This window comes from Neorhizobium sp. DAR64872/K0K18 (assembly GCF_050500175.1).
Classification (GTDB): Bacteria; Pseudomonadota; Alphaproteobacteria; order Rhizobiales; family Rhizobiaceae; genus Neorhizobium; species Neorhizobium soli.
In genome coordinates this window covers 1,937,381-1,957,891 of record NZ_CP191446.1, presented here as the reverse complement: position 1 = coordinate 1,957,891, position 20,511 = coordinate 1,937,381, and the positions used below count along the sequence as shown (strand labels likewise).

Below are 20,511 nucleotides of genomic sequence, written 5' to 3'. Positions count from 1 at the left end.
TCAGGTTTTGAGCCGCGCCATCGCATAGGCGTCGACGTAACGACCGTCGCGAAAGGCGTCGTCCCTGAGATGCCCTTCGATGACAAAGCCGTAGCGCTCGTAGAGCCTGATGGCGTCTTGGTTGTCGGTAAAGACGTCAAGTTCCAGGCGGTGCAGGTTCAGCCAGTTGTCGGCAAGGTCGATCGCGGCCTTCATCAAGGCCGAGCCGACGCCGCGGCCGACAAAGTCGTCGTGCACGCCCATGCCGATCGTCCCGACATGGCGGCGGCGGCCCTGTAGCGATCCGAGGAAGATGTCGCCGATGATGACGCCGTCCATGTCCGCCACGAGCTTCTTTGCGCCGGGCGCGGGGTTCTCCAAGTATTGGCGTGTCTCAGCCACGGTCTGATATGGCAGCCTCAGCGTGCCGTAGCGATATCCGGGAAGATTGGCGAGGGCCGTGATGGCCGCCGCATCGTCAGGTGTCGACGACCTGATGACGTAGCCGTCCAGCCGCTCGGCTCGGGGTGGTTTTTCCTGGATTTCGTCGCTTGAAGACATCTTTGCTCTCCTTCAGGTAATACCGAGGCAGAGCGGACCAGCCGATCCCTGCCATTTTCGGCAGGGTGGTGGACGGATGATCGACTAACGCGCCAAACCCGCCACACGCCCTGCAAGGCTTGTGGTCATGGTAAGACGGGTAAGGGCGATAGCGTTGATCATGGTCACATTGGGCCTGACAATGATGTGGAGGTCAAGATGCAGGCGGGGATGCGCTTTGCCGAATCGCTGCATCCGTCATAAAAGTCCGATGAACGAAAATTAGGACGCGACCTTGAAGACCATTGCCATCGATTTTGAAACCGCCAACGAACAGCGCGGCAGCGCCTGCTCGGTGGGCCTTGCGTGGATCGAAGACGGTCGTGTGGTGCGGGTCGAGGAACGGCTGATCCGGCCGCGGGACATGCGGTTTTCGTCCTTCAACATCGCCATCCACGGCATAAGGCCCGACCATGTCGAGGATGCCGGCGAGTTTCCCGAAGTGATGGACGAGTTCATCGACGATTTTCGCGGCGCGACGATGATCGCCCATAATGCCGCATTCGATTTCAGCGTCTGGCGCGCCTGTCTCGACCAGTACCGCCAGTCCTATCCGGAACTATCCTATCTCTGCAGCGTCAAGATGGCCCAAAAAGTCTGGCCGCATCTGATCTCGCACAAGCTCAATATCCTCGCGCAGCACCTGGGGCTGAGCTTCCTGCACCACAATGCAGCCGAAGATGCCGCGGTCTGTGCCGAAGCCTCGATCGCGATTGCGCGGTCGCTTGAGGTCATGCATATCCACGATATCCCGACCGCGATCGGCATGCGCGCAGGGCGCCTGTTTTCCGGCGGCTACGATGCCTGCACATTGCGCAAGCAGTGATCACTTGTAACCCCGCCGCCGAAGCTTATCTCTGATCACGTATCGTTGACTGGAGATTTTGCCCCTATGACCCGTTCGAGCCGCCGCCTTGCCGTTCTCGCGACCGCCGCCATCCTCGGCGGTCTTGCCGTTCCCGCTCTTGCCCAGGTGGTCGGCAAGGTCGGCGTCGACTGGATCGGCAACGACATCATCGTCGAGGCGGTGCAGGACCCGAAGGTGAAGGGTGTCACCTGCCACGTCACGTATTTTGATCGCAGCGTCATCGACAGGCTGAAGAACGGCAAGTGGTTCGAGGACCCGTCCAACAATTCCATCTCCTGCCGCCAGACCGGGCCGATCGAGATCGGTGATATCGAGCTGGACGACGGTGGCGAGGAAGTGTTTCGCCAGGGTCGGTCGCTGATCTGGAAAGACCTTCTGGTCAAGCGGATCTACGACAAGCCGAACGATACGCTGATCTACCTTGCCCATTCGCGACAGGTTGTCGAAGGATCGGCGAAGATGGCGATCTCCAGCGTGCCGCTGTTCAACCAGCCGGTGACCTGGGAAAAGGGCAAACCCTGATCCGCTTTACGTCCTGACATAAGAAAACCGGGCTCTTTTCAGAACCCGGTTTCAGCAAGGACAGTTCTATGCCTTCAGATCAGGCGGCTTCGCGCGACAGTTCGTCTGCAATGACGGTGTCGAGGTTCAGGAAGCAGACCATGGTCTTTTCGAGAGCAACGATGCCGCGGCAGAAATCGCGCTGGGCTTCCGGAATGATTTCCGGTGCCGGCTGCAGATCCTCGCTTCTGATCGTCATCATGTCGGAGACCTGTTCGACCAGAAGGCCGACCAGCTTGCCGGCGATGTCGGTGACGATGATCGCCGAACGCTCTGATGGTTCGGTCATCTTCATGCCGAGGCGGCAGGCCATGTCGATGACCGGGATCACCGCGCCGCGCAGGTTGATGAGGCCAAGCACGTAAGGCGGAGTATGCGGCATCGGAGTGACCGGTGCCCAACCGCGAATTTCGCGGATCGCCATGATGTCGATGCAGAATTCCTGGTCTCCCAGGTGGAAGGAGACGATTTCGAGATAGGCTCCCGACTGCTTGATGGCGTTACTCATGTCGATCATCCTGATGTCGTTTTTTTGAAAGTCTCACGTCCCCGTTAAACTTCCCCTAATCTTTGCCGCCTCAACGCGCTTTTTGTTCTATTTCCCGGCCGGTCGACGATGCTATAGTGGGGCATGCAACCGACCGCCCCATCGCTTCGACTTCCGGTTTTTCTGATCGCCGCGCTTGCCGCGATGCTGATCGGCGTCCTCGCTTTTGTTGGTTGGGCGCAGCACGGTTCTTCCATCTTCCTCGCAATGGCCGAGGGAACGCTCTCCTGGTGCATGTGACGGCCACGTCTGTGAAAACGCGGTGGTGATTTGCAACAATCGTCGTCTGCGGCTATCAGCGGTCACGATCTCAACTGATGATGCAGCAGGCAAACTACGATGAAGACTTTCCGAATTGTACTTTGGCTCGCCGTCGTCATTCTGGCCGGTGTTCTGGCCTGGCTGACCCTGGAGGTCACGCGTTCGAAGCAGCAGGTTGCCGAAGGGCCGTTCGGTGTGCCGTTCGAGCTTGTGGCGCAGGATGGCAGCCCGATCACCGAAGCAGCGTTCCGCGACAAACCGACGGCCGTGTTCTTCGGCTTTACCCATTGCCCGGAAGTCTGCCCGACAACGCTGTTCGAGCTGAACACCTGGCTGCATCAGGTCGATCCCGATGGCACAAAGCTCAACGCTTACTTTGTGAGCGTCGACCCGGAGCGCGATACGCCGGAGCTGATGGGACAGTATGTCTCGAATGTCTCCGACCGTATTCGCGGTATTTCAGGCCCGCCTGCCAAGGTGATGGAGATGGTCAAAGGGTTTCGCGTGCTTGCCCGCAAGGTGCCGGTGGATGAGAAAAACCCTGGCGGCGATTACACGATGGACCATACGGCATCGATTTTCCTCCTGAAGGACGGCGGGCGTTTTGCCGGGACGATCGCTTACGGCGAGGATCCTGCAGCGGCGGCGAAGAAGCTCGAGAACCTGACCAAGGGATAAGTCGCTTGAGGCGGATGCCTTATCTGTGGCAAAGCTTGCCGCGAAGATTATGAGAGGCGACTTCCTTTGAGTGAAATCCGGCTTTACGTGACATCCACCGAAATCGGTTCGGCCGAGATCCTCGACCTCCTGTCGCTGGAGTTCGGCGAAGAGGACGTGGCGATTGCCACGACCGAGGTGGACGAGAAGAAGGATATCTGGGAAGCCTCCGTCTACATGATGGCGGACGACGAGGAGGTCTTCAGAGAACGCATCGCAAAGGCGATCAGCGAGGATTTCCCCGATCTTTCGATTGCGATGGAGGTTATCCCGGATGTCGACTGGATTGCCAAATCGCTCGAAGGGCTCAAGCCTGTCAGGGCAGGGCGGTTTCTGGTTCATGGCTCGCATGACCGCGACAAGGTCAAGATCAACGACATTGCCATCGAGATCGATGCTGGACAGGCATTCGGGACCGGCCATCATGGCACAACGGCGGGGTGCCTCGAGGTGATCGACACGGTCGTTCGAGCGACCGAGCCGAGAAATGCGCTCGATCTGGGAACGGGCAGCGGCGTTCTGGCGATTGCGGTGCGCAAGTTGCGCAACATCCCGGTTCTGGCAACGGATATCGATCCGGTCGCCGTTCGGGTTGCCAAGGAGAATGTTCGCCGCAACGGCATTGCCAGCGGACTGCGGCTGGAGACGGCACCGGGTTTCCACTCCTCGGCCTTTCGCCAGGACGGTCCGTTCGACCTCATCATCGCCAATATTCTGGCGCGGCCGTTGATCAAGATGGCGCCGCAGCTGGTGACGCATCTGACACCGGGCGGATCGGTGATCCTGTCCGGTATTCTAGCCGAGCAGCGCTGGAAGGTGATTTCCGCTTATGCAGGCGCCCGCTGCCGGCATGTGCGCACGATCTGGCGAAACGGCTGGGTGACCATGCATTTCGTGCGAGGCATGTGACGGGCCATGGGCTGGCCTGTCAGGTTCTGTAGGCTTGCCGGCACACCGAGTTGCGTGCCGGGTATCGCGTCGTCCTCAGATCAGAAGATGTAACGGGTCGCACCCTGGCGCTGAAGTTCTTCGCGCGTCGTGCCGAGGCTCTTCAGCGTCGCATCATCAAGGCCAAGCATTGCGCCGTTGACGTAACGGGAGACCTGACGCTGACGGGCTTCGACCACGCGGTTCATTGCATTGCGGAGAAATGAGTTGGCCATCGTGTTCGTCCTTTTCAAAGTGATGACCCCAGAGGTCATCGAACATTGACGACACCTTAGATGATAAAAAATGAGGCAGGCAGTGGGTCTGCATCATGTGTGGCATGCGTCGGCTGCATGGATAGGTTCCTGACCCTGACTGCCCTGTCACGTATCTGCATAGGATACTGGCGGCGGCGCGGGGAAATGTTCTAACATGGCGGCCATCAGTCGGAATCAAACCAGCCGGAATTCACTCATGTTTCAATCGTTCGAGACCAAGTCCGCCCCGCAGTTCGGCCGCGAAAGGGTGACTGCCCTGCGTGACGGCTTTGCCGAACTCGGCATCGACGGGTTTCTCGTGCCCCGCGCCGACGAGTATCAGGGCGAGTATGTGCCTGAGTCGGCCGAGCGCCTGTCGTGGTTGACCGGCTTTACCGGATCTGCCGGCATGGCGCTCATCACGCAGCGTGAGGCAATCGTCTTCGTTGACGGGCGTTACGTGACGCAACTGGCCGAACAGGTTGACGGAACTGTGTTTTCCGGCGGCGATCTGGTCGGCGAGCCGCCGCATGCCTGGATTGCGAAACATGCGCCGAAAGGGTTCCGCCTCGGCATCGACCCTTGGCTGCATGCCGGTGCGGAAGTGCGCAGGCTGGAAAAGGCGCTTGCGGAGATCGGCGGCACGCTGGTTTCGCTGGCCCACAATCCGCTCGATGCGATCTGGAGCGATCGCCCTGCGGAACCGGTTGGCGCGTTGACCATCCAGAGAGAAGAGTTTGCCGGAAAGCCGGCCGGCGACAAGCTGAGCGAGATCGCGCGGCAGACCGAAGCGAAGGGACTGTCTGCGGTACTGATCACGGATCCGTCCTCCGTCGCCTGGATCTTCAATGTTCGCGGGGCTGACGTGCCGCACACGCCACACCCGCTGGCGCGCGCGATCGTCTTTGCAAACGGCAAGGCAGAACTCTTCATCGATGCGGCGAAGCTCGGGAGCGAAGAGGCGGCCTACCTGGACGCTCTCGCCCTCCGGCGGGATCCCTCCGAGTTCCTCGGGCGTCTTGCTGAGGTTTCAAAAGACGGCGCCCGCATCCTGATCGATCCGGATCTGACACCGCTCGCGCTGACGGCTGCAATCGTCGCAGCCGGCGGCGAGGTGATCGAGGGGATCGATCCGGCAAAGCTGCCGCGCGCCTGCAAGAATTCGGCGGAACTCGATGGATCGGCGAAGGCGCATCTGCAGGACGGCGCAGCTGTCGTCGAGTTTCTCTCCTGGCTCGATGACCAGGAGCCGGGCTCGATCACCGAGATCGACGCGGTGAAGACGCTGGAAGCGACGCGCGCCCGTGTCGGCCAGAGCATGCAGAACCCGCTGAAGGACGTTTCCTTTGACACGATTTCCGGTGCCGGCGAGCATGCCGCGATCATGCATTACCGGGTGACCGCGCAGAGCAACCGGCACATCCTGCCCGGCGAACTGTTTCTGATCGATTCGGGTGCGCAGTATGTAAACGGCACGACGGATATCACCCGCACGGTTGCGGTCGGCTTGGTTTCCGAGGATCGCAAGCGATTCTTCACGCTGGTTCTCAAGGGCATGATCGCCATTAGCATGGCGAAGTTTCCGAAGGGAACGCGCGGCTGCGATCTCGATCCGCTCGCTCGGATCGCGCTGTGGAAGGCGGGGGCGGATTTCGCGCATGGCACGGGACACGGCGTCGGGTCCTATCTCTCCGTGCATGAGGGGCCGCAGCGTATCTCGCGGATGTCGACGCAGGAGCTTCTGCCCGGCATGATCCTTTCGAACGAGCCCGGCTATTACCGCCCCGGCGCCTTCGGGATCCGGATCGAGAACCTGATCTTCGTGAACGATGCCGCGCCTGTCGAGGGTGGGGACATGCCGGTTCTGTCGTTCGAGACGCTGACCTGGTGCCCGATCGATCGCCGCCTCGTCGTCGCCTCGCTGATGACCTCGGAAGAACTGCAGTGGCTGAACGACTATCACGCAGAGGTGCGCGAAAAACTGATGCCGCTGATCGACAAGGATTCGGTCAAGACCTGGCTCACTGCTGCGACGGCGCCGATCTCCGGCTGAACCGGATTACGTGCCGATACCGAAACCGTGCCGGGCGGCCATGACTGCCGCCCAGCCGACGACGAGGACCATGAGGCCCGGAAAACGCAGGCCGAACACCAGCGCCGCGATCATCGCAATGCGCACGTCCCAGCCGCTGTTGACGAAGGGTGGAGCGACGAGTGTCACCAGAACGGCGGCCGGCACGGCGTTGAGGGCCGATTCCACCCGTGGCGGTATGCGTTTCAAGCTGTTGACAAGGATGTAGCCGCCGAGCCGCGTGGCGTATGTCGCAATTGCCGCCATCAGGATCAGGGTGACGGTCTGGCTGTCGACGGAGAAGGCGCTCATGCCGGTTTCCATCACGCAGCCTCCGTTTCAAGGGCCGGGTCTTTCAAGTCGTGATCCGAGGCTCCGGGAGGAGGCAGGATGGCCGCGACGACGATCCCGAGCGCTGCCCCCACACTGATATGCCAGGGTGACCCGACGACCCAGTAGGCGACAACCGATCCGACTGCTCCGGCGACGAGGACGGGTAGAAAATTGTGCCGTTTGCGAAAGCCCATCACCAGACCGAGAAAGTAGACGGGCAGGAGGACATCGATGCCGATCGCCTTCGGGTCGCCGATCAGGCTGCCGAACAGCGCGCCGACAATGGTATTGCCGACCCATCCAATCCAGACCACGCCGCCCATGGCGATGTACCAGGCGAAGGTAACCGGGGTCTGTTCTTCACGTTTCTCCGTCTCGGCAAATTGCGGATCGGTCAGCAGAAAAAAGGAAAGCCCGCGTTTTAGCAGCGGAAAACGGCCGAGGATCGGCGATACTGCCGCGGAATAGAGAACGTGGCGGAAATTGACGGCGAGCACCGAGAGCACGATCATCCAGGCCGCGACATGGTGGCCGAACAGTTCGATCCCGACCAACTGGCTCGCACCGCCGAAGACAAACGCGCTCATCAGCGCCGCTTCCGCCATGCTGAAACCGTTGTCGATGGCGATCGCTCCGAACAGGATGCCGAACGGGGCTGAGGAGAGGACGATAACGAAGCCCTTCTTCAATCCGTTCCTGATCTGGCCGCTTGTGGTGATCGGTTCGCTGAAACTCATGAGTCTTCCGATGCGTGCGCGTGCAATGCTTCGTTTATGCACGTGAGCGCCCGGTGACAATCGAATTGCGTTGATGCGTGTATCGATTTTGCTGAACGATCGGCGGCGCGGAGTGCATCAGTCCGCGAGAATCTCGCTGCTCTTGATAATGCCGACGCCGTTGGCGCGCATCTCCTCGATGGCAGCCCTGACGCCCTCGGGTGTTATGCCGCGGCTCGCATCCTCGATGAAGCGCACCTTGACGTCCGGCAGCATTTCGACAGCGTCCAAGGCTGAAAACTTCACGCAGTAGTCCGTGGCGAGACCGCAAACGTCAAGCTCCGTAATCTGCTGCGCCCGGAGGTAACCGGCAAGGCCGGTAAGGGCGGCCTGGTCGTTGTCGCGAAAGGCGGAATAGCTGTCGACCGCAGGGTTTTCGCCCTTCTGCTGGATATAATCGACTGCGCCGATATCGAGATCCGGGTGGAATTCCGCATCCGGTGTTTCCTGCACGCAGTGATCCGGCCACATGACCTGCGGCTGGCCGGAGAGCTCGCCCATGTCGAATGGTTTCTTGCCCGGATGCTGGGAGGCGAAGCTGCCGTGATTGGCGGGATGCCAGTCCTGCGAGGCGACGATCACATCGTAACCGCCGTCGGAAATGAGGCTGTTTGCGATCGGCACGATATCGTCACCGTGGGCAACAGCGAGGTTTCCGCCCGGGCAGAAGCCATTCTGGATGTCGATCAGGAGCAGCGCTTTCATAGATCGTCCTCACGAGTGGTTCTTCCTTGTCACACGAAGATGCCAAGCATGGCGGCATCGATCAAGCCTCTTCTGCGCAACACGATCGTCGCTCCAAATCACTTGTGACGAAACGGTCGGCCTTGGTGGCAGGTTCTGCGGTCATCTGATCTCCGCGTTTTCTAGGATTTCGAAAGATATCTCGATCGCTTTTGCTGACCGATCTGAAATCCCAATCCGGTTTCGAGCCCAATGTTGAAACGTGATTCCTCGTCGGATGCGGACCACGACCCTATCTAGAGGTCATCTTCACGGAGTTTCTCCCATGTCACTGTCGTCTTCGCTAGAAACGCGGGCTGAAGGCCTGCCGCCGATCGGTTTTCCCGGTCTCGGCGCTCTCATCGTGCTTGTTGTCGGCACCGTTGCGCTCGGCCTCGCTTATGGTCCAGCCCAAGGTGCGCTCTTCCTCATCGGAGGCGGGCTTGGCATCGCGCTCTATCACGCGGCCTTTGGGTTCACGTCTGCCTGGCGTGTCTTCATTGCGGAGGGCCGGGGCCGGGGTCTTCGCGTTCAGATGATTCTTCTGGCGCTTGCCGTCATCCTGTTTTTCCCGGCTCTATCCAACGGCGTGCTGTTCGGCACCGAGGTGCGTGGCAATATTTCGCCGGCCGGTATCGGCGTGATCGTCGGCGCCTTCATGTTCGGCATCGGGATGCAGCTTGGCGGCGGTTGTGCATCCGGCACGCTGTTTACCGCCGGTGGCGGCAATGCGCGCATGCTGGTGACCCTGTTCTTCTTCATCGTCGGTTCGGTTCTCGCCACCATCCACTTCGACTGGTGGGTCAGTCTTCCTTCGCTGCCGCCGACGTCTCTGTTTCAGACGTTCGGTGCGTTTGGCGGCATTGCGGTATCGCTTGCCATATTCGCGGCGATCGCCGCGATCACTGTGGTCGTCGAGAAGCGGCGCAACGGCGCACTTGAACAGGCGCCACCTTCGCCACGGCATGGTCTTGCCCGCTATCTGCGTGGTCCGTGGCCGCTGGTAGCTGGCGCGATTGCACTCGTGATCCTCAATTTCGCGACGCTCGCAATCGCCGGCCGTCCCTGGGGGATCACGTCCGCCTTCGCGCTCTGGGGTGCGAAGGGCGCGCAGGCGATCGGCTTTGATCCGACAGCCTGGGCGTATTGGCAGCAGCCGGGGAATGCTAAAGCTCTGGCCGGAAGCGTGTTTGCCGATGTCACATCCGTCATGGATTTCGGCCTCATCGCGGGCGCCATGCTGGCGGCGGCGCTGGCTGGAAAGTTTGCTCCCAGCCTCGACATCCCGCTGCGTTCGATCCTTGCGGCCGTCGTTGGCGGCCTGCTGCTCGGCTACGGTGCGCGAATCGCCTATGGCTGCAATATCGGAGCCTATTTCTCCGGCATCGCGTCCGGCAGCCTGCATGGTTATCTCTGGGCAGTCGCGGCGTTTGCCGGAAATGTGCTGGGTGTGAAATTGCGGCCCTTCTTCTTCATGGAAGGTCGGTCCATTCGCCGGGCCGACGGTTGAGCCGTTCACCGCATCCCTTCAAAACTTCACGATCCATGGGCGCCTCCACAGAGGCGCCCATTTTCGCATGTGGGTTCAGACAGAGTGTCGCCACACTTCGGCTCTGGCTTGCCGCATCTTACCCCCTCAAAATTGCGGGTGCGATTTCGTACCTCAAATGTCGCACCAGTTAAAAACCGGTGTAAGCCTTGAGTTTGTTAACTTTTGTCGCTAAACAGCAACAGTCGACGAGCTAGACACCGGACTTGCGGGCAGGGTCGAACACCCCTTTGCCGCATTTCTGCTTAACTTCCGGCGGTATGCGCTTTTAAGTGCACCACCGAAACCAAATCGGGGCGGCGTAAAGACATTGGTTACCATAATCGTTCATTCTCATATGCAGTCGATTGGCGGCGATGAGCAGATCCTGTCTGCTTTCTCAGTCCGCTTTGATCTTGCGGGCAAGACTGCGAAAGCGGTTCTTGCCGGTGTGAGTAACGGTTCGGGTAACGAGTAATGGCGCGTCAGTTGGAATCCAAAGCTTCGAAGCAGAACGGTCGCAAAGCGGCATCGAAAGCATCCTCGGCGCAGGCGCGCCGCAAGAAGTCCCGCTCACTCATGACGAATATGGCGCTTGGCGTCGGCTTTACCGTGGCGGCGCTGGTTGGCGCCTCGATGGTCACGGTCGCGACCTCGGTCAAGTCTGCCCCCAGCATCAGGTTCGAAACGGCCCTGCTTGCGCCACCAACGGCGCGCGAGCATCTCGTGGCTGCATCGGCGCGCACTGCGGACCGCAATCTCGATATTTCGAAATTCTCTCGCCTTCCAGGCAGCGCGCCGGCCGAGCCGAAGCGCGGTCGTCTGGAAGGAGCGCAGCTTGCTGCTCTCTCTTCCCAGCGTCCGGATGACGCAAGCGTTCGTCAGTCGATGCATCTCGCGATGGCAAAGGCTGCCCGTCACGCCGAAACCGAACAGCAGTTTGCGGCCCTTGGCAAGCTGCGGCCCGGCTCCGACCAGATCAAGTCCGCTCTCGGTTCTGCCATGGAAAGTCTTGTGGTCGTAGCGCCACGCGGTAGCGAAGCTCTGGGCGCAATGCCCGACATTCTCCAGGAAGTTCAGCCGGCGACAGAGGTGGCGGAACTCAACACGATGAAGCCGGTGGAACTGGCGTCGCTCGAAAGCGATCTGCCGGAAAGCATGTCGGAGGATACGGTGGCGATTGCCGAACAGGCGACGCCGCTACCTTCACCTGCGCCGACATCTCTTGCCCAGGCGCTGCCGAAAGCCGGACCACTGCCGGTCCTGCGTCCCGGTGCGGCCACCACCAGCGCTTCCATGGCCGTCGCTTCCGTCAAGCCTGAAAAGCCGAATGCACTTGCCGCAATCGCAGCCGTCGCACCGCAAAAGCCTGGCCGTGGCGACAACGATAACGACAAGCCAACCGTGCTTGCCTTTGCCAAGCCGAACAACCCGATGCGCGAAGAGCCTCTCGCTCCGTCGCAGGGTTCGCCGAAGTGGCCGGGCATTGGCACCAAAGTTGCGATCTACGACATCACCAACGGCGTGGTCATCATGCCGAACGGCAGCAAGCTCGAGGCCCATTCCGGCATCGGCAGCATGCGCGACAACCCGAAGTTCACGCATGTGAAGATGCGCGGCCCGACACCTCCGGGCACCTACAAGCTCTCGATGCGCGAATCGCTGTTCCACGGTGTTGCGGCAATCCGCCTGACGCCGACCGACGGCAAGGCGCCGCAGGGCCGCACGGGTCTTCTCGCCCACAGCTTCCTGCTTCGCGTTCGCGGCGACAGCCATGGTTGCGTGGCCTTCGCCGACTACGACAAGTTCCTGAAGGCCTTCCAGCGCGGCGAAATCACCCACATGATCATCGTGCCGAAGTGGGATGGCAAGCGCCCCGGCGCCGGCCCAAGCGGCGGCGGCATCATGGCAAAGCTGTTCGGCAACAAAGACGCCTGATTAAACTCAACAAAAAACGGAGCCTTTTAGGCTCCGTTTTTCGTTGTCAGCCCAGCGTCTGCCGCGTTGCGGCCAGGAAGATGCGCGCGCCGATCGCAATCAGATCGTCGGGATAATCATAAGTCGGGTTGTGCAGGGCAGGGTGGCTTTCGCCGGCGCCGAGAAACAGCATGGCCGATTTCGAGACCTTAGCGAAGCGACCGAAATCCTCCGAGGCGCGATAGGCTTGCCCAGCGACGTGCGGCACGCTCTCGGCATCCATCGCGGCCCTCAGGATGTCGGCTGCAGCGGGGTGGTTGATGCAGTGGCCGAACACATCCTGATAGGACAAGGCCAGGGCCAGCCCATCCGCCGCAGCCGCATCTCTCGCCATTGTCTCCGCCTGTTCGACAAGCGCCGACATCTGATCATCCGTCGACGTGCGCAGCGTCACCCAGATCTCCCCATGCGACGGTGAAATGCCGGCGGCGGGTTCACCGATCGTCACGTGGGTCACGGTCGCACGCACGAGGTCGTCGTTTTCGACCGAACCATCTGAAATTCCGCTCAGGGCGGGCAACAACTTGGCCACCGCCGCCACAGGCGAAATCCCGGTCTCGGGCCATGCCGCGTGGGCAGTCTTGCCGGTCAGGATGATCTTCATGCCGCGCGATGCGCAATTGGTCGGCCCGTCCTTCAGATGGACGTGACCGAGCGGGATGCCAGGCATATTGTGCAGGGACAGGCTGATATCGGGTGTCAGGTCCCGAAACTTGTCGTCGGCAAGGACCGCTGCCGCCCCGGCGCCGGTTTCCTCCGCCGGCTGGAACAGGAGAACGACACGACCCTTCGCTGGCCGCCGACGTCCGAGCGCGCGGCCGACCGCCGCAAGCGTTGCCGTATGCCCGTCATGGCCGCACATATGGCTCTTTCCCGATACCTTCGACTTGTGCTCGGGGTCGCCCAGTTCCTCGATCGGAAGAGCATCGAGTTCCGCGCGCAGCATCACCGTCATTCCGGGCACGCCACTGTCGTAGACGACCGCGACGCCGGTGCCGCCAATACCTTCGACCACCGCGTCCGGACCGGTCTCCGACAGGAACCGCACCACCTCGCGCGCCGTCTCCGCTTCCTCACCGGAGACATCAGGCATGGTATGAAGCCGGCGGCGCCATGCGGTGAGTTCGACGACGTCGCTGTTGCTGAGGGAGATGTCATTCATCGAATTCTAAAGCCCTCATCATGGTCACGACCCTCGTTTGCGAGTGAGTAGACGTCTCGTCAGCCCGCCTTCTCCACGAACCCGTCCAGCACCCGCTTTTGCCCTGCCTTGTCGAACTCGATCGTCAGCTTGTTGCCTTCGATCGCGGTGATATTGCCGTTGCCGAACTTGATGTGGAAGACCCGGTCACCGGTGGTGAATTTCGACGGCGTGTCGGTTGTCGATTTGGCGACCAGCTCGCCGTCGATCGTGCGGCCGCGGGGGCCGCTTTCGCCGTAGCCGATGCGTTCCACGGCGTGGCCGGAGCGGCTGCCCCAGTTGTCGCGGGTGGCATCTGTCTTGTTGGCCTGGGCGCGTTTCCAGCCGGGCGTCGAATAGGAGTTGCCGGCGAAGGCATCCGCCTTGTCGAAGCGCGACTGACCGTAGCCGCCGCGGCCGCCATAGCCACCGAAGCTTGAGGATTCCGATGACGCCACATCGACATGGCTCGGCGGCAGTTCATCGAGAAACCGCGAGGGCATGGTTGATTGCCACAGGCCGTGAATACGCCGGTTCGAGACGAACCAGATGTGGCAGCGGCGTTTTGCGCGGGTGATGCCGACATAGGCGAGGCGGCGTTCTTCTTCCAGCCCCGAGCGGCCGCCTTCGTCCAGCGCACGCTGGTGCGGAAACAGGCCTTCCTCCCAGCCGGGCAGGAACACGGTCTCGAATTCCAGCCCCTTGGCCGAGTGCAGCGTCATGATGGACACGGCGTCGAGGTTCTCGTTGGTCTCGGCATCCATGACGAGCGAGACGTGTTCGAGGAAGCCGCGCATGCTTTCGAACTGCTCCATCGAGCGGATCAGTTCCTTCAGGTTTTCCAGCCGCCCCGGCGCTTCGGCGGTTTTGTCGTTCTTCCACATGTCGGTATAGCCCGACTCTTCGAGGATCTGCTCGGCCAGTTCCGTGTGGGGAACCGTTTCGAGCCGTCCCTGCCAGTTACGGAAATTCTGCACGACGTCGAACAGGGCCTTGCGGGCCTTCGGCTTCAGCTCGTCGGTCTCGATCATTTCGCTTGCGGCCTGAAGCATGGGCACATCGCGGGCGCGGGCGCTGTCATGCAGGTAGCGTATGGTCGTGTCGCCGAGGCCGCGCTTCGGCGTGTTGACGATGCGCTCGAAGGCCAGGTCGTCAGCCGGCTGGCAGACCATGCGGAAATAGGCCATCGCATCGCGGATCTCGAGCCGCTCGTAAAAGCGCGGGCCGCCGATGACGCGGTAGTTGAGACCGAGCGTCACGAACCGGTCTTCGAACTCGCGCATCTGGAACGAGGCGCGCACCAGGATCGCCATGTCGTTCAGCGCGTGTTTCTTGGAATCGCTGCGACCATCGCCGCGCTGCAGCCGCTCGATCTCCTCACCGACGGCACGGGCTTCCTCTTCGCTATCCCAGGCGGCGTGGACGATCACCTTTTCGTCCTCGGGATCGACCCGGTCGGTAAACAGCGTCTTGCCGAGGCGTCCTTCGTTATGGGCGATCAGATGGCCGGCAGCGCCGAGGATATGCTCTGTCGAGCGGTAGTTGCGCTCGAGCTTGATGACCTTGGCGCCCGGGAAATCCTTGTCGAAGCGAAGGATGTTTTCCACTTCGGCGCCGCGCCAGCCATAGATCGACTGGTCGTCGTCGCCGACGCAGCAGACGTTTTGCGGCACGTCCTTCGGACGCTGAGCGAGCAGACGCAGCCACATATACTGGGCCGTATTGGTGTCCTGATACTCGTCGACGAGGATATAGCGGAACCGCTGGTGGTATTCTTTCAGCAGATCCGGTGCCTTGCGGAACAGGGCGATCGGGTGCAGCAGAAGGTCGCCGAAATCGCAGGCGTTGAGCGTGCGCAGGCGGGCCTGATAGGCGGCATAGAGTTCGCGGCCCTTGCCGTTGGCAAAGGCCCGGGCGTCGCCTTCCGGAATGTCGGGCGGCAACAGGCCCTTGTTCTTCCAGCCATCGATCATGCCGGCGAACTGCTTGGCCGGCCAGCGCTTGTCATCCAGACCTTCCGCCTGGATGAGCTGCTTGATCAGGCGCACGACGTCGTCGGTGTCTAAGATGGTGAAATCGGATCGCAGGCCGACCAGCTCCGAATGGCGCCGCAGCAGTTTGACGCCGATCGAGTGAAACGTGCCGAGCCACGGCATGCCTTCGACGGCGCCGCCGACGAGAACGCCGATGCGCTCCTTCATCTCGCGCGCCGCCTTGTTGGTAAAGGTCACGGCGAGAATCTGGCTCGGATAGGCGCGGCCGGTCTCCAGCAGGTGGGCGATGCGGGTGGTCAGCACGCGGGTCTTGCCGGTTCCGGCGCCGGCCAGAACCAGAACGGGACCATCCAAGGTCTCGACCGCTTCGCGCTGTTCCGGGTTAAGGCCCGTCATATAGTCGGGTGAGGGCCGGTTGCCACCGCGCGCCGCCATGGCCCGCGCCGCGATCCCCAGACCACCGGAGGCGCCGCCGGCACCACCAGCAGGAACGGCAGCCGAACCATGGTTACCAGCCGATGCCGGCACCGGGCGCTGGTCCGATTGGTCTTCGCCTCGCGCCTTGCGGGGGGCGGGCTCCGGCTCCTCATCGAACAAAGGGATGTCGTCGTAACTGTTACTCATCCGGCCAATGTAGTGATTCGGGCTCGAAAGACCAGCCGATGTTCTCTTTTCATTCCTATGTTTCCCCTAGGAATCGTCCGGATCCGTGTCGTTGAAGCTCTGACACATCCGTGAAATCGCGTGATGTTACAAAACAGTAAGGTAGGTTCCTCGACCTTGCCAGTTGGGCGCGAAACGGGGATACTTGCACCACTTATCGATAGACTTGCGAGGAATGAATGCGGATCTGGAACCAGCTTCTGATGTCGGTTGCGGTACTGCTCGGAGGGCTCTGTCTCTGGGTCTACCTGTCGGCAGATGCCGGGCGGTCACTGATTTCGATGGGCGTTCCCGCAGGAGTGGTGATTTCCATCAATCCTGATGTCGCCGAGCCGGCGGCCGCAACGGTTGCGGGCGCACCGGCTTCGTCATCGCGCGGCGGGCAGCGGGGCGGCGGTGAGAGCCAGGTGGTGTTGGTTGCAACCAGACCCGTCGGAACCGGTGTGGTCAATGACAGACTGTCGGCGATCGGTGACGGCGAGGCGATCCAGTCGGTTATCGTGATGCCGCAGGCGACGGGCACCGTAAACGAGATCCTCGTCAAATCCGGCGACATGGTCAAAAAGGGCCAGATTCTTGCGCAGCTCGATGACGACGAGCAGATCATCCTGCGCGATCAGGCGCAGGTGGTGTTGCGCAGTGCGCGTGAGAAATCCGATACTTACCGGAACCTCAAGAGCTTCTCCCGCCTCGACGTGCTCGACGCGCAGATTGCGTCCGAAACGGCGCAGCTGACGGTCACCAACGCCGAACTGGCGCTGAAGCGTCGCTCGGTCGTTGCGCCGATCGACGGGATCGTCGGCATCGTCGCGGTCAATATCGGTGACAACGTCACGACCGCAAGCAATATCGTGACGATCGACAACCGTACCGAGCTACTGGTGGATTTCTGGGCGCCGGAGCGTTTCGCGGTTCAGGTCAAGCCTGGCATGCCGGTCGAGGCCGCCTCCGTCTCGCGTCCAGGCCGCACCTTCGAGGGTTCGGTCGAGGCCGTCGACAACAGGGTCGATCCGGCAAGCCGTACGATCCGCATTCGTGCCAGAATTCCCAATGTTGATGACGAACTCCGCGCCGGCATGTCTTTCGGCGTGACGATGCGGTTTCCGGGCGAGACCTTTCCAAGCGTCGATCCGCTTGCAGTCCAGTGGGATGCGAAAGGCTCGTTCGTCTGGCATATCGTCGATCACAAATCGGTCAAGGAGCGGGTGAGGGTGATCCAGCGCAATCCCGATGCGATCCTCGTCTCGGCCAATCTGAAGGATGGCGATGTCGTGGCAACCGAAGGGTTGCAACGGGTCCGGGAAAATGGTGCCGTCCGCATTGCCGGTGAAAAGCCGCCGGAGGTCGCCAGCCGATGAGCAGCAGCCACAGCGGTAACGCCAATAACAACGGGTCGTCCGGCCAGTCTTCCGGAAAGCAGAACAGCTTTACCGCGCTCTTTGTGCGGCGGCCGGTCCTTGCCGCGGTTCTCAACACGCTTCTTGTCGTCGCAGGCCTTGCTGCTCTTGCCGGCGTCGAGGTGCGCGAGTTGCCGGATGTGGACCAGCCGGTCATCACCATCCGCACCACCTATGACGGCGCTTCTGCCCAGACGATGGACCAGGAGGTGACCGATATCATCGAGGGCGCGGTTGCCCGGGTCGCCGGCCTCAAGGCCGTTTCGTCGGAATCGCAGTTCGGCCAGAGCCGTGTCACGCTGGAATTCAACGACACCGCCGATCTTGCGGTGGCCGCCAACGACGTGCGCGATGCGCTTGGTCGTGTCACCGGCCAGTTGCCTGACGACGTGGACGAGCCGCGCATCATCAAGGCCGATTCCGACAGCCAGCCGATCATGCGGCTTGCCGTTACGTCCAACTCGTTGTCGATGGAAGACCTGACGCTTCTCGTCGATAACGAGGTGTCCGACCGGCTTGCGTCGGTTGACGGCGTCGCTGACGTGGAGCTCTACGGCGATCAGGAAAAGGTCTTCCGCGTTGACGTGAACCAGACGGCGCTTGCCAGTCGTGGGCTGACGATTGCAGACCTCTCCGAGGCGCTATCGACGGCTGCCCTCGACGTGCCCGCCGGGTCGCTGGAATCCTCGACGCAGGACATTGTCGTGCGCGCGACGGCGAGCCTGACCAAGCCCGAAGACTTCGAAAACGTAATGCTGGGCAACAATGTCCGGCTGCGCGATGTGGCGACCGTGATGCTGGGGCCGGACGACGGCACGACGGCGTTGCGATCGAATGGCGTTCCCGGCGTTGGTCTGGGCGTGCTGCGCCAGGCGCAATCGAACACGCTCAGCATTTCGGAAGGCGTGCGGGCCGCCGTCGCCGATCTCCAGAAGACGCTGCCCGAGGGCACGCGCATTGCCATCACCAGTGACGATGCGGTCTTCATCGAAGGCGCGCTGCACGAGGTCGAGATCGCGCTGGCGCTGTCGGGCACGATCGTCATTGCCGTCATCTATCTCTTCCTGCGCGACTGGAAGGCGACGCTGATCCCGGCGCTCACCATGCCGGTGGCGCTGATCGGTACGCTGGTCGCGATCTATGCCGTCGGGTTCTCGATCAACATTCTGACGCTGCTGGCGATCGTTCTTGCGACCGGCCTTGTGGTGGATGACGCGATCGTCGTTCTCGAAAATATCGTGCGGCGACGATCCGAGGGGATGGGTCCGCGCGCGGCCGCCGTGATCGGCACGCAGGAGGTTTTCTTCGCGGTGCTGGCGACGACCGCCACGCTTGCCGCCGTGTTTATTCCGCTGTCCTTCCTGCCCGGCCAGATGGGTGGCCTGTTCCGCGAGTTCGGTTTCGTTCTGGCGTTTGCCGTCGCGCTGTCTTCGGTCACGGCGCTGACGCTTTGCCCGATGCTTGCGTCGCGCATGCTGACCAAGCCGATACAGGAAAAGAACGACGGCCTGCTTGGCCGGTTCGGAACGCTGTTTGCCAATTTCTACCGGGTGACGCTGCATGCCTGCCTTGGCGCGCCGGCGATCGTCATCGTCTTCGCGCTGCTGTTCGGCGGTGCCGGCTATATGGCCTTCAAGACGGTCAAGAGCGAACTGACCCCGCCGGAAGACCGGGCCATGGTCATGCTGCGGGCGACGGCGCCCGAAGGCATCAGCCTGCAATATATGCGCGACAAGCTGCAGCAGATCGAAGAGAAACTGCAGCCGCTCGTGGCGTCCGGCGAGATCCAGAACATCTATTCGATCTCGGGGCAGGGTGGCGCCACCAATAACGGTTTCATGGTTCTGACCCTCGCGCCTTGGTCCGAGCGGGAGCGCAGCCAGGCCGATATCGTCCGGGATATCAACGCGGCCACCGCGACCGTGCCCTCGCTTCGCGCCTTCGCGACGCAGCAGAACAGTCTGCGTATCCGCGGTGCCGGCAACGGGTTGCAGATGGCGATGGTCGGCACCAATCATGAAGAGCTGACGGCCGCCGCGCTGAAACTGGTGGACCAGCTTCGCGCGAGCGGATTGTTCGATACGCCGCGTCTCAACAACGAGCCGACACAGGCCCAGATCTTCGTGTCGGTGAACCGTGAGCGGGCATCGGATCTCGGAATCGACATCACGAATCTCGGCACGTCGCTGCAGTCTCTTCTCGAAGGCCGATCTGTGGTGGACGTGTTTGTCGACGGCGAGGCGACACCGGTCAAGCTGACATCGACGACGCGTCCGATCGATGACCCGACGGATCTCGAGAACATTTTTCTGAAGGCCAAGGATGGCCGCATGGTGCCGCTCTCCACCGTCGCGACGCTCGAGGAACGGGCCGTGGCGCCGAGGCTCAACCGCGAACAACGGCTTGCGGCAGTCTCCTTCTCGGCAAGCCTCAAGGACGGTGTCTCGCTCGGTCAGGCGGTCCAGGCGGCGACCGAGCTTGCGCAGCCGCTCCTGCCAGCTGGATCACGTCTGATACCGTTGGCAGAGGCTGCGACACTCAAGGAAAACTCGAGCGGCATGGCGCTGACATTCGGCTTTGCGATCGCCATCATCTTCCTGGTGCTTGCGGCGCAGTTCGAAAGTGTCCTGTCCTCGATCATCATCATGTCCACGGTGCCGCTGGGACTTGCCTGCGCCGCCTTCGCCTTGGTTCTGACCGGCTCAAGTCTCAACGTCTACAGCCAGATCGGGCTTGTGCTGCTTGTCGGGGTCATGGCGAAAAACGGCATTCTGATTGTCGAGTTCGCCAACCATCTGCGCAACGAGGGCGCGTCCTGCCGCGAGGCGATCGAACGGGCGTGCGCGATCCGTCTTCGACCGGTGATGATGACGATGATCGCCACCGTGATCGGCGGCGTGCCTCTTGTTCTTGCCAAGGGCGCCGGTGCCGAAGCCCGTATCGCGCTCGGCTGGGTGATCGTCGGTGGCCTCGGCATGGCAACCATGGTGACGCTCTATATCACCCCTGTCGCATACTTGTTGATCGCCCGCTTCTCCAAGCCACAGGTGCACGAGGAACAGCGGCTGCAGGACGAGCTGGAAAGCGCCCGGAAGGGACGCGCCAACGATACGAAAGAGCAGCAGCTGATGGCAGCCGAGTAAGGGCTTGCC

General features: G+C 61.6%; 18 protein-coding genes. 10 read left to right on the top strand and 8 right to left on the bottom strand.

Translation table 11 applies throughout. The features are described from left to right. A complete protein-coding gene (locus ACQY1P_RS15045) occupies positions 1 to 540 on the bottom strand; it encodes a GNAT family N-acetyltransferase (RefSeq protein ID WP_430254128.1) in 540 nt (179 codons plus the stop codon). 274 nt (positions 541 to 814) lie between these two features. Here ACQY1P_RS15045 and ACQY1P_RS15040 point away from each other — a divergent pair, with 274 nt between their 5' ends. Together ACQY1P_RS15040 and ACQY1P_RS15035 are read left to right on the top strand one after the other, a co-directional pair. Next, entirely contained in the window at positions 815 to 1,405 is a 591-nt protein-coding gene (locus ACQY1P_RS15040) for a 3'-5' exonuclease (protein WP_062456214.1), read from the top strand. Positions 1,406 to 1,471: 66 nt separating this feature from the next. Beyond that, positions 1,472 to 1,969: a CreA family protein gene (locus ACQY1P_RS15035; RefSeq protein WP_062581078.1), complete on the top strand. Its 498-nt coding sequence runs from the start codon at positions 1,472 to 1,474 to the stop codon at positions 1,967 to 1,969. Positions 1,970 to 2,048: 79 nt separating this feature from the next. Here ACQY1P_RS15035 and ACQY1P_RS15030 read toward each other — a convergent pair whose 3' ends face one another. Further along, positions 2,049 to 2,516: a chemotaxis protein CheW gene (locus ACQY1P_RS15030; protein WP_062457968.1), complete on the bottom strand. Its 468-nt coding sequence runs from the start codon at positions 2,514 to 2,516 to the stop codon at positions 2,049 to 2,051. A gap of 123 nt (positions 2,517 to 2,639) precedes the next feature. Between ACQY1P_RS15030 and ACQY1P_RS15025 the strand changes: the two genes are divergently transcribed. From ACQY1P_RS15025 to ACQY1P_RS15015, 3 genes are all read left to right on the top strand, one after another. Next, on the top strand, positions 2,640 to 2,795 hold the full coding sequence (locus ACQY1P_RS15025) for a hypothetical protein (RefSeq protein WP_430243192.1): 156 nt from the start codon (positions 2,640 to 2,642) through the stop codon (positions 2,793 to 2,795). Between the two features lie 99 nt (positions 2,796 to 2,894). After that, positions 2,895 to 3,494: an SCO family protein gene (locus tag ACQY1P_RS15020; protein ID WP_062456221.1), complete on the top strand. Its 600-nt coding sequence runs from the start codon at positions 2,895 to 2,897 to the stop codon at positions 3,492 to 3,494. Positions 3,495 to 3,560: 66 nt separating this feature from the next. Then, positions 3,561 to 4,442 (top strand): 50S ribosomal protein L11 methyltransferase, encoded by an 882-nt coding sequence (locus ACQY1P_RS15015; protein ID WP_062456224.1) that lies wholly within the window; start codon positions 3,561 to 3,563, stop codon positions 4,440 to 4,442. An 80-nt stretch (positions 4,443 to 4,522) separates the two neighbouring features. Here ACQY1P_RS15015 and ACQY1P_RS15010 read toward each other — a convergent pair whose 3' ends face one another. Further along, on the bottom strand, positions 4,523 to 4,696 hold the full coding sequence (locus tag ACQY1P_RS15010; protein ID WP_062456227.1) for a hypothetical protein: 174 nt from the start codon (positions 4,694 to 4,696) through the stop codon (positions 4,523 to 4,525). A 238-nt stretch (positions 4,697 to 4,934) separates the two neighbouring features. Between ACQY1P_RS15010 and ACQY1P_RS15005 the strand changes: the two genes are divergently transcribed. After that, positions 4,935 to 6,770 (top strand): aminopeptidase P family protein, encoded by a 1,836-nt coding sequence (locus ACQY1P_RS15005; RefSeq protein ID WP_430254126.1) that lies wholly within the window; start codon positions 4,935 to 4,937, stop codon positions 6,768 to 6,770. A gap of 6 nt (positions 6,771 to 6,776) precedes the next feature. Here ACQY1P_RS15005 and ACQY1P_RS15000 read toward each other — a convergent pair whose 3' ends face one another. From ACQY1P_RS15000 to pncA, 3 genes are all read right to left on the bottom strand, one after another. Next, entirely contained in the window at positions 6,777 to 7,100 is a 324-nt protein-coding gene (locus tag ACQY1P_RS15000) for an AzlD family protein (protein WP_430254124.1), read from the bottom strand. Between the two features lie 11 nt (positions 7,101 to 7,111). Next, the gene (locus ACQY1P_RS14995) at positions 7,112 to 7,858 is read right to left on the bottom strand and encodes an AzlC family ABC transporter permease (protein WP_430254122.1); all 747 of its coding nucleotides are present in this window, start codon (positions 7,856 to 7,858) and stop codon (positions 7,112 to 7,114) included. A 117-nt stretch (positions 7,859 to 7,975) separates the two neighbouring features. Next, complete coding sequence (gene pncA / locus ACQY1P_RS14990) at positions 7,976 to 8,602, bottom strand: bifunctional nicotinamidase/pyrazinamidase (protein ID WP_062456237.1); 627 nt, start codon at positions 8,600 to 8,602, stop codon at positions 7,976 to 7,978. 304 nt (positions 8,603 to 8,906) lie between these two features. Here pncA and ACQY1P_RS14985 point away from each other — a divergent pair, with 304 nt between their 5' ends. Together ACQY1P_RS14985 and ACQY1P_RS14980 are read left to right on the top strand one after the other, a co-directional pair. Next, positions 8,907 to 10,130 carry a YeeE/YedE family protein gene (locus tag ACQY1P_RS14985; RefSeq protein ID WP_062581070.1) on the top strand — a complete coding sequence of 408 codons (1,224 nt, stop codon included), beginning with the start codon at positions 8,907 to 8,909 and terminating at the stop codon, positions 10,128 to 10,130. A 495-nt stretch (positions 10,131 to 10,625) separates the two neighbouring features. Further along, positions 10,626 to 12,086 carry a DUF2778 domain-containing protein gene (locus ACQY1P_RS14980; RefSeq protein ID WP_062581068.1) on the top strand — a complete coding sequence of 487 codons (1,461 nt, stop codon included), beginning with the start codon at positions 10,626 to 10,628 and terminating at the stop codon, positions 12,084 to 12,086. Positions 12,087 to 12,132: 46 nt separating this feature from the next. Here the strand turns inward: ACQY1P_RS14980 and ACQY1P_RS14975 are convergent, their stop codons facing one another. Both ACQY1P_RS14975 and ACQY1P_RS14970 read right to left on the bottom strand, forming a co-directional pair. Continuing rightward, a complete protein-coding gene (locus tag ACQY1P_RS14975; RefSeq protein ID WP_430256716.1) occupies positions 12,133 to 13,278 on the bottom strand; it encodes an amidohydrolase in 1,146 nt (381 codons plus the stop codon). Between the two features lie 68 nt (positions 13,279 to 13,346). Beyond that, the gene (locus ACQY1P_RS14970; RefSeq protein ID WP_430254119.1) at positions 13,347 to 15,923 is read right to left on the bottom strand and encodes an ATP-dependent helicase; all 2,577 of its coding nucleotides are present in this window, start codon (positions 15,921 to 15,923) and stop codon (positions 13,347 to 13,349) included. Positions 15,924 to 16,141: 218 nt separating this feature from the next. Between ACQY1P_RS14970 and ACQY1P_RS14965 the strand changes: the two genes are divergently transcribed. Together ACQY1P_RS14965 and ACQY1P_RS14960 are read left to right on the top strand one after the other, a co-directional pair. Next, a complete protein-coding gene (locus ACQY1P_RS14965) occupies positions 16,142 to 17,320 on the top strand; it encodes an efflux RND transporter periplasmic adaptor subunit (RefSeq protein ID WP_092660643.1) in 1,179 nt (392 codons plus the stop codon). Beyond that, positions 17,317 to 20,502, top strand: coding sequence for an efflux RND transporter permease subunit (locus tag ACQY1P_RS14960; protein WP_209901234.1), 3,186 nt, complete (start codon positions 17,317 to 17,319; stop codon positions 20,500 to 20,502). The genes ACQY1P_RS14965 and ACQY1P_RS14960 overlap by 4 nt, the downstream gene beginning before the upstream one ends. Positions 20,503 to 20,511 lie beyond the last annotated feature (9 nt).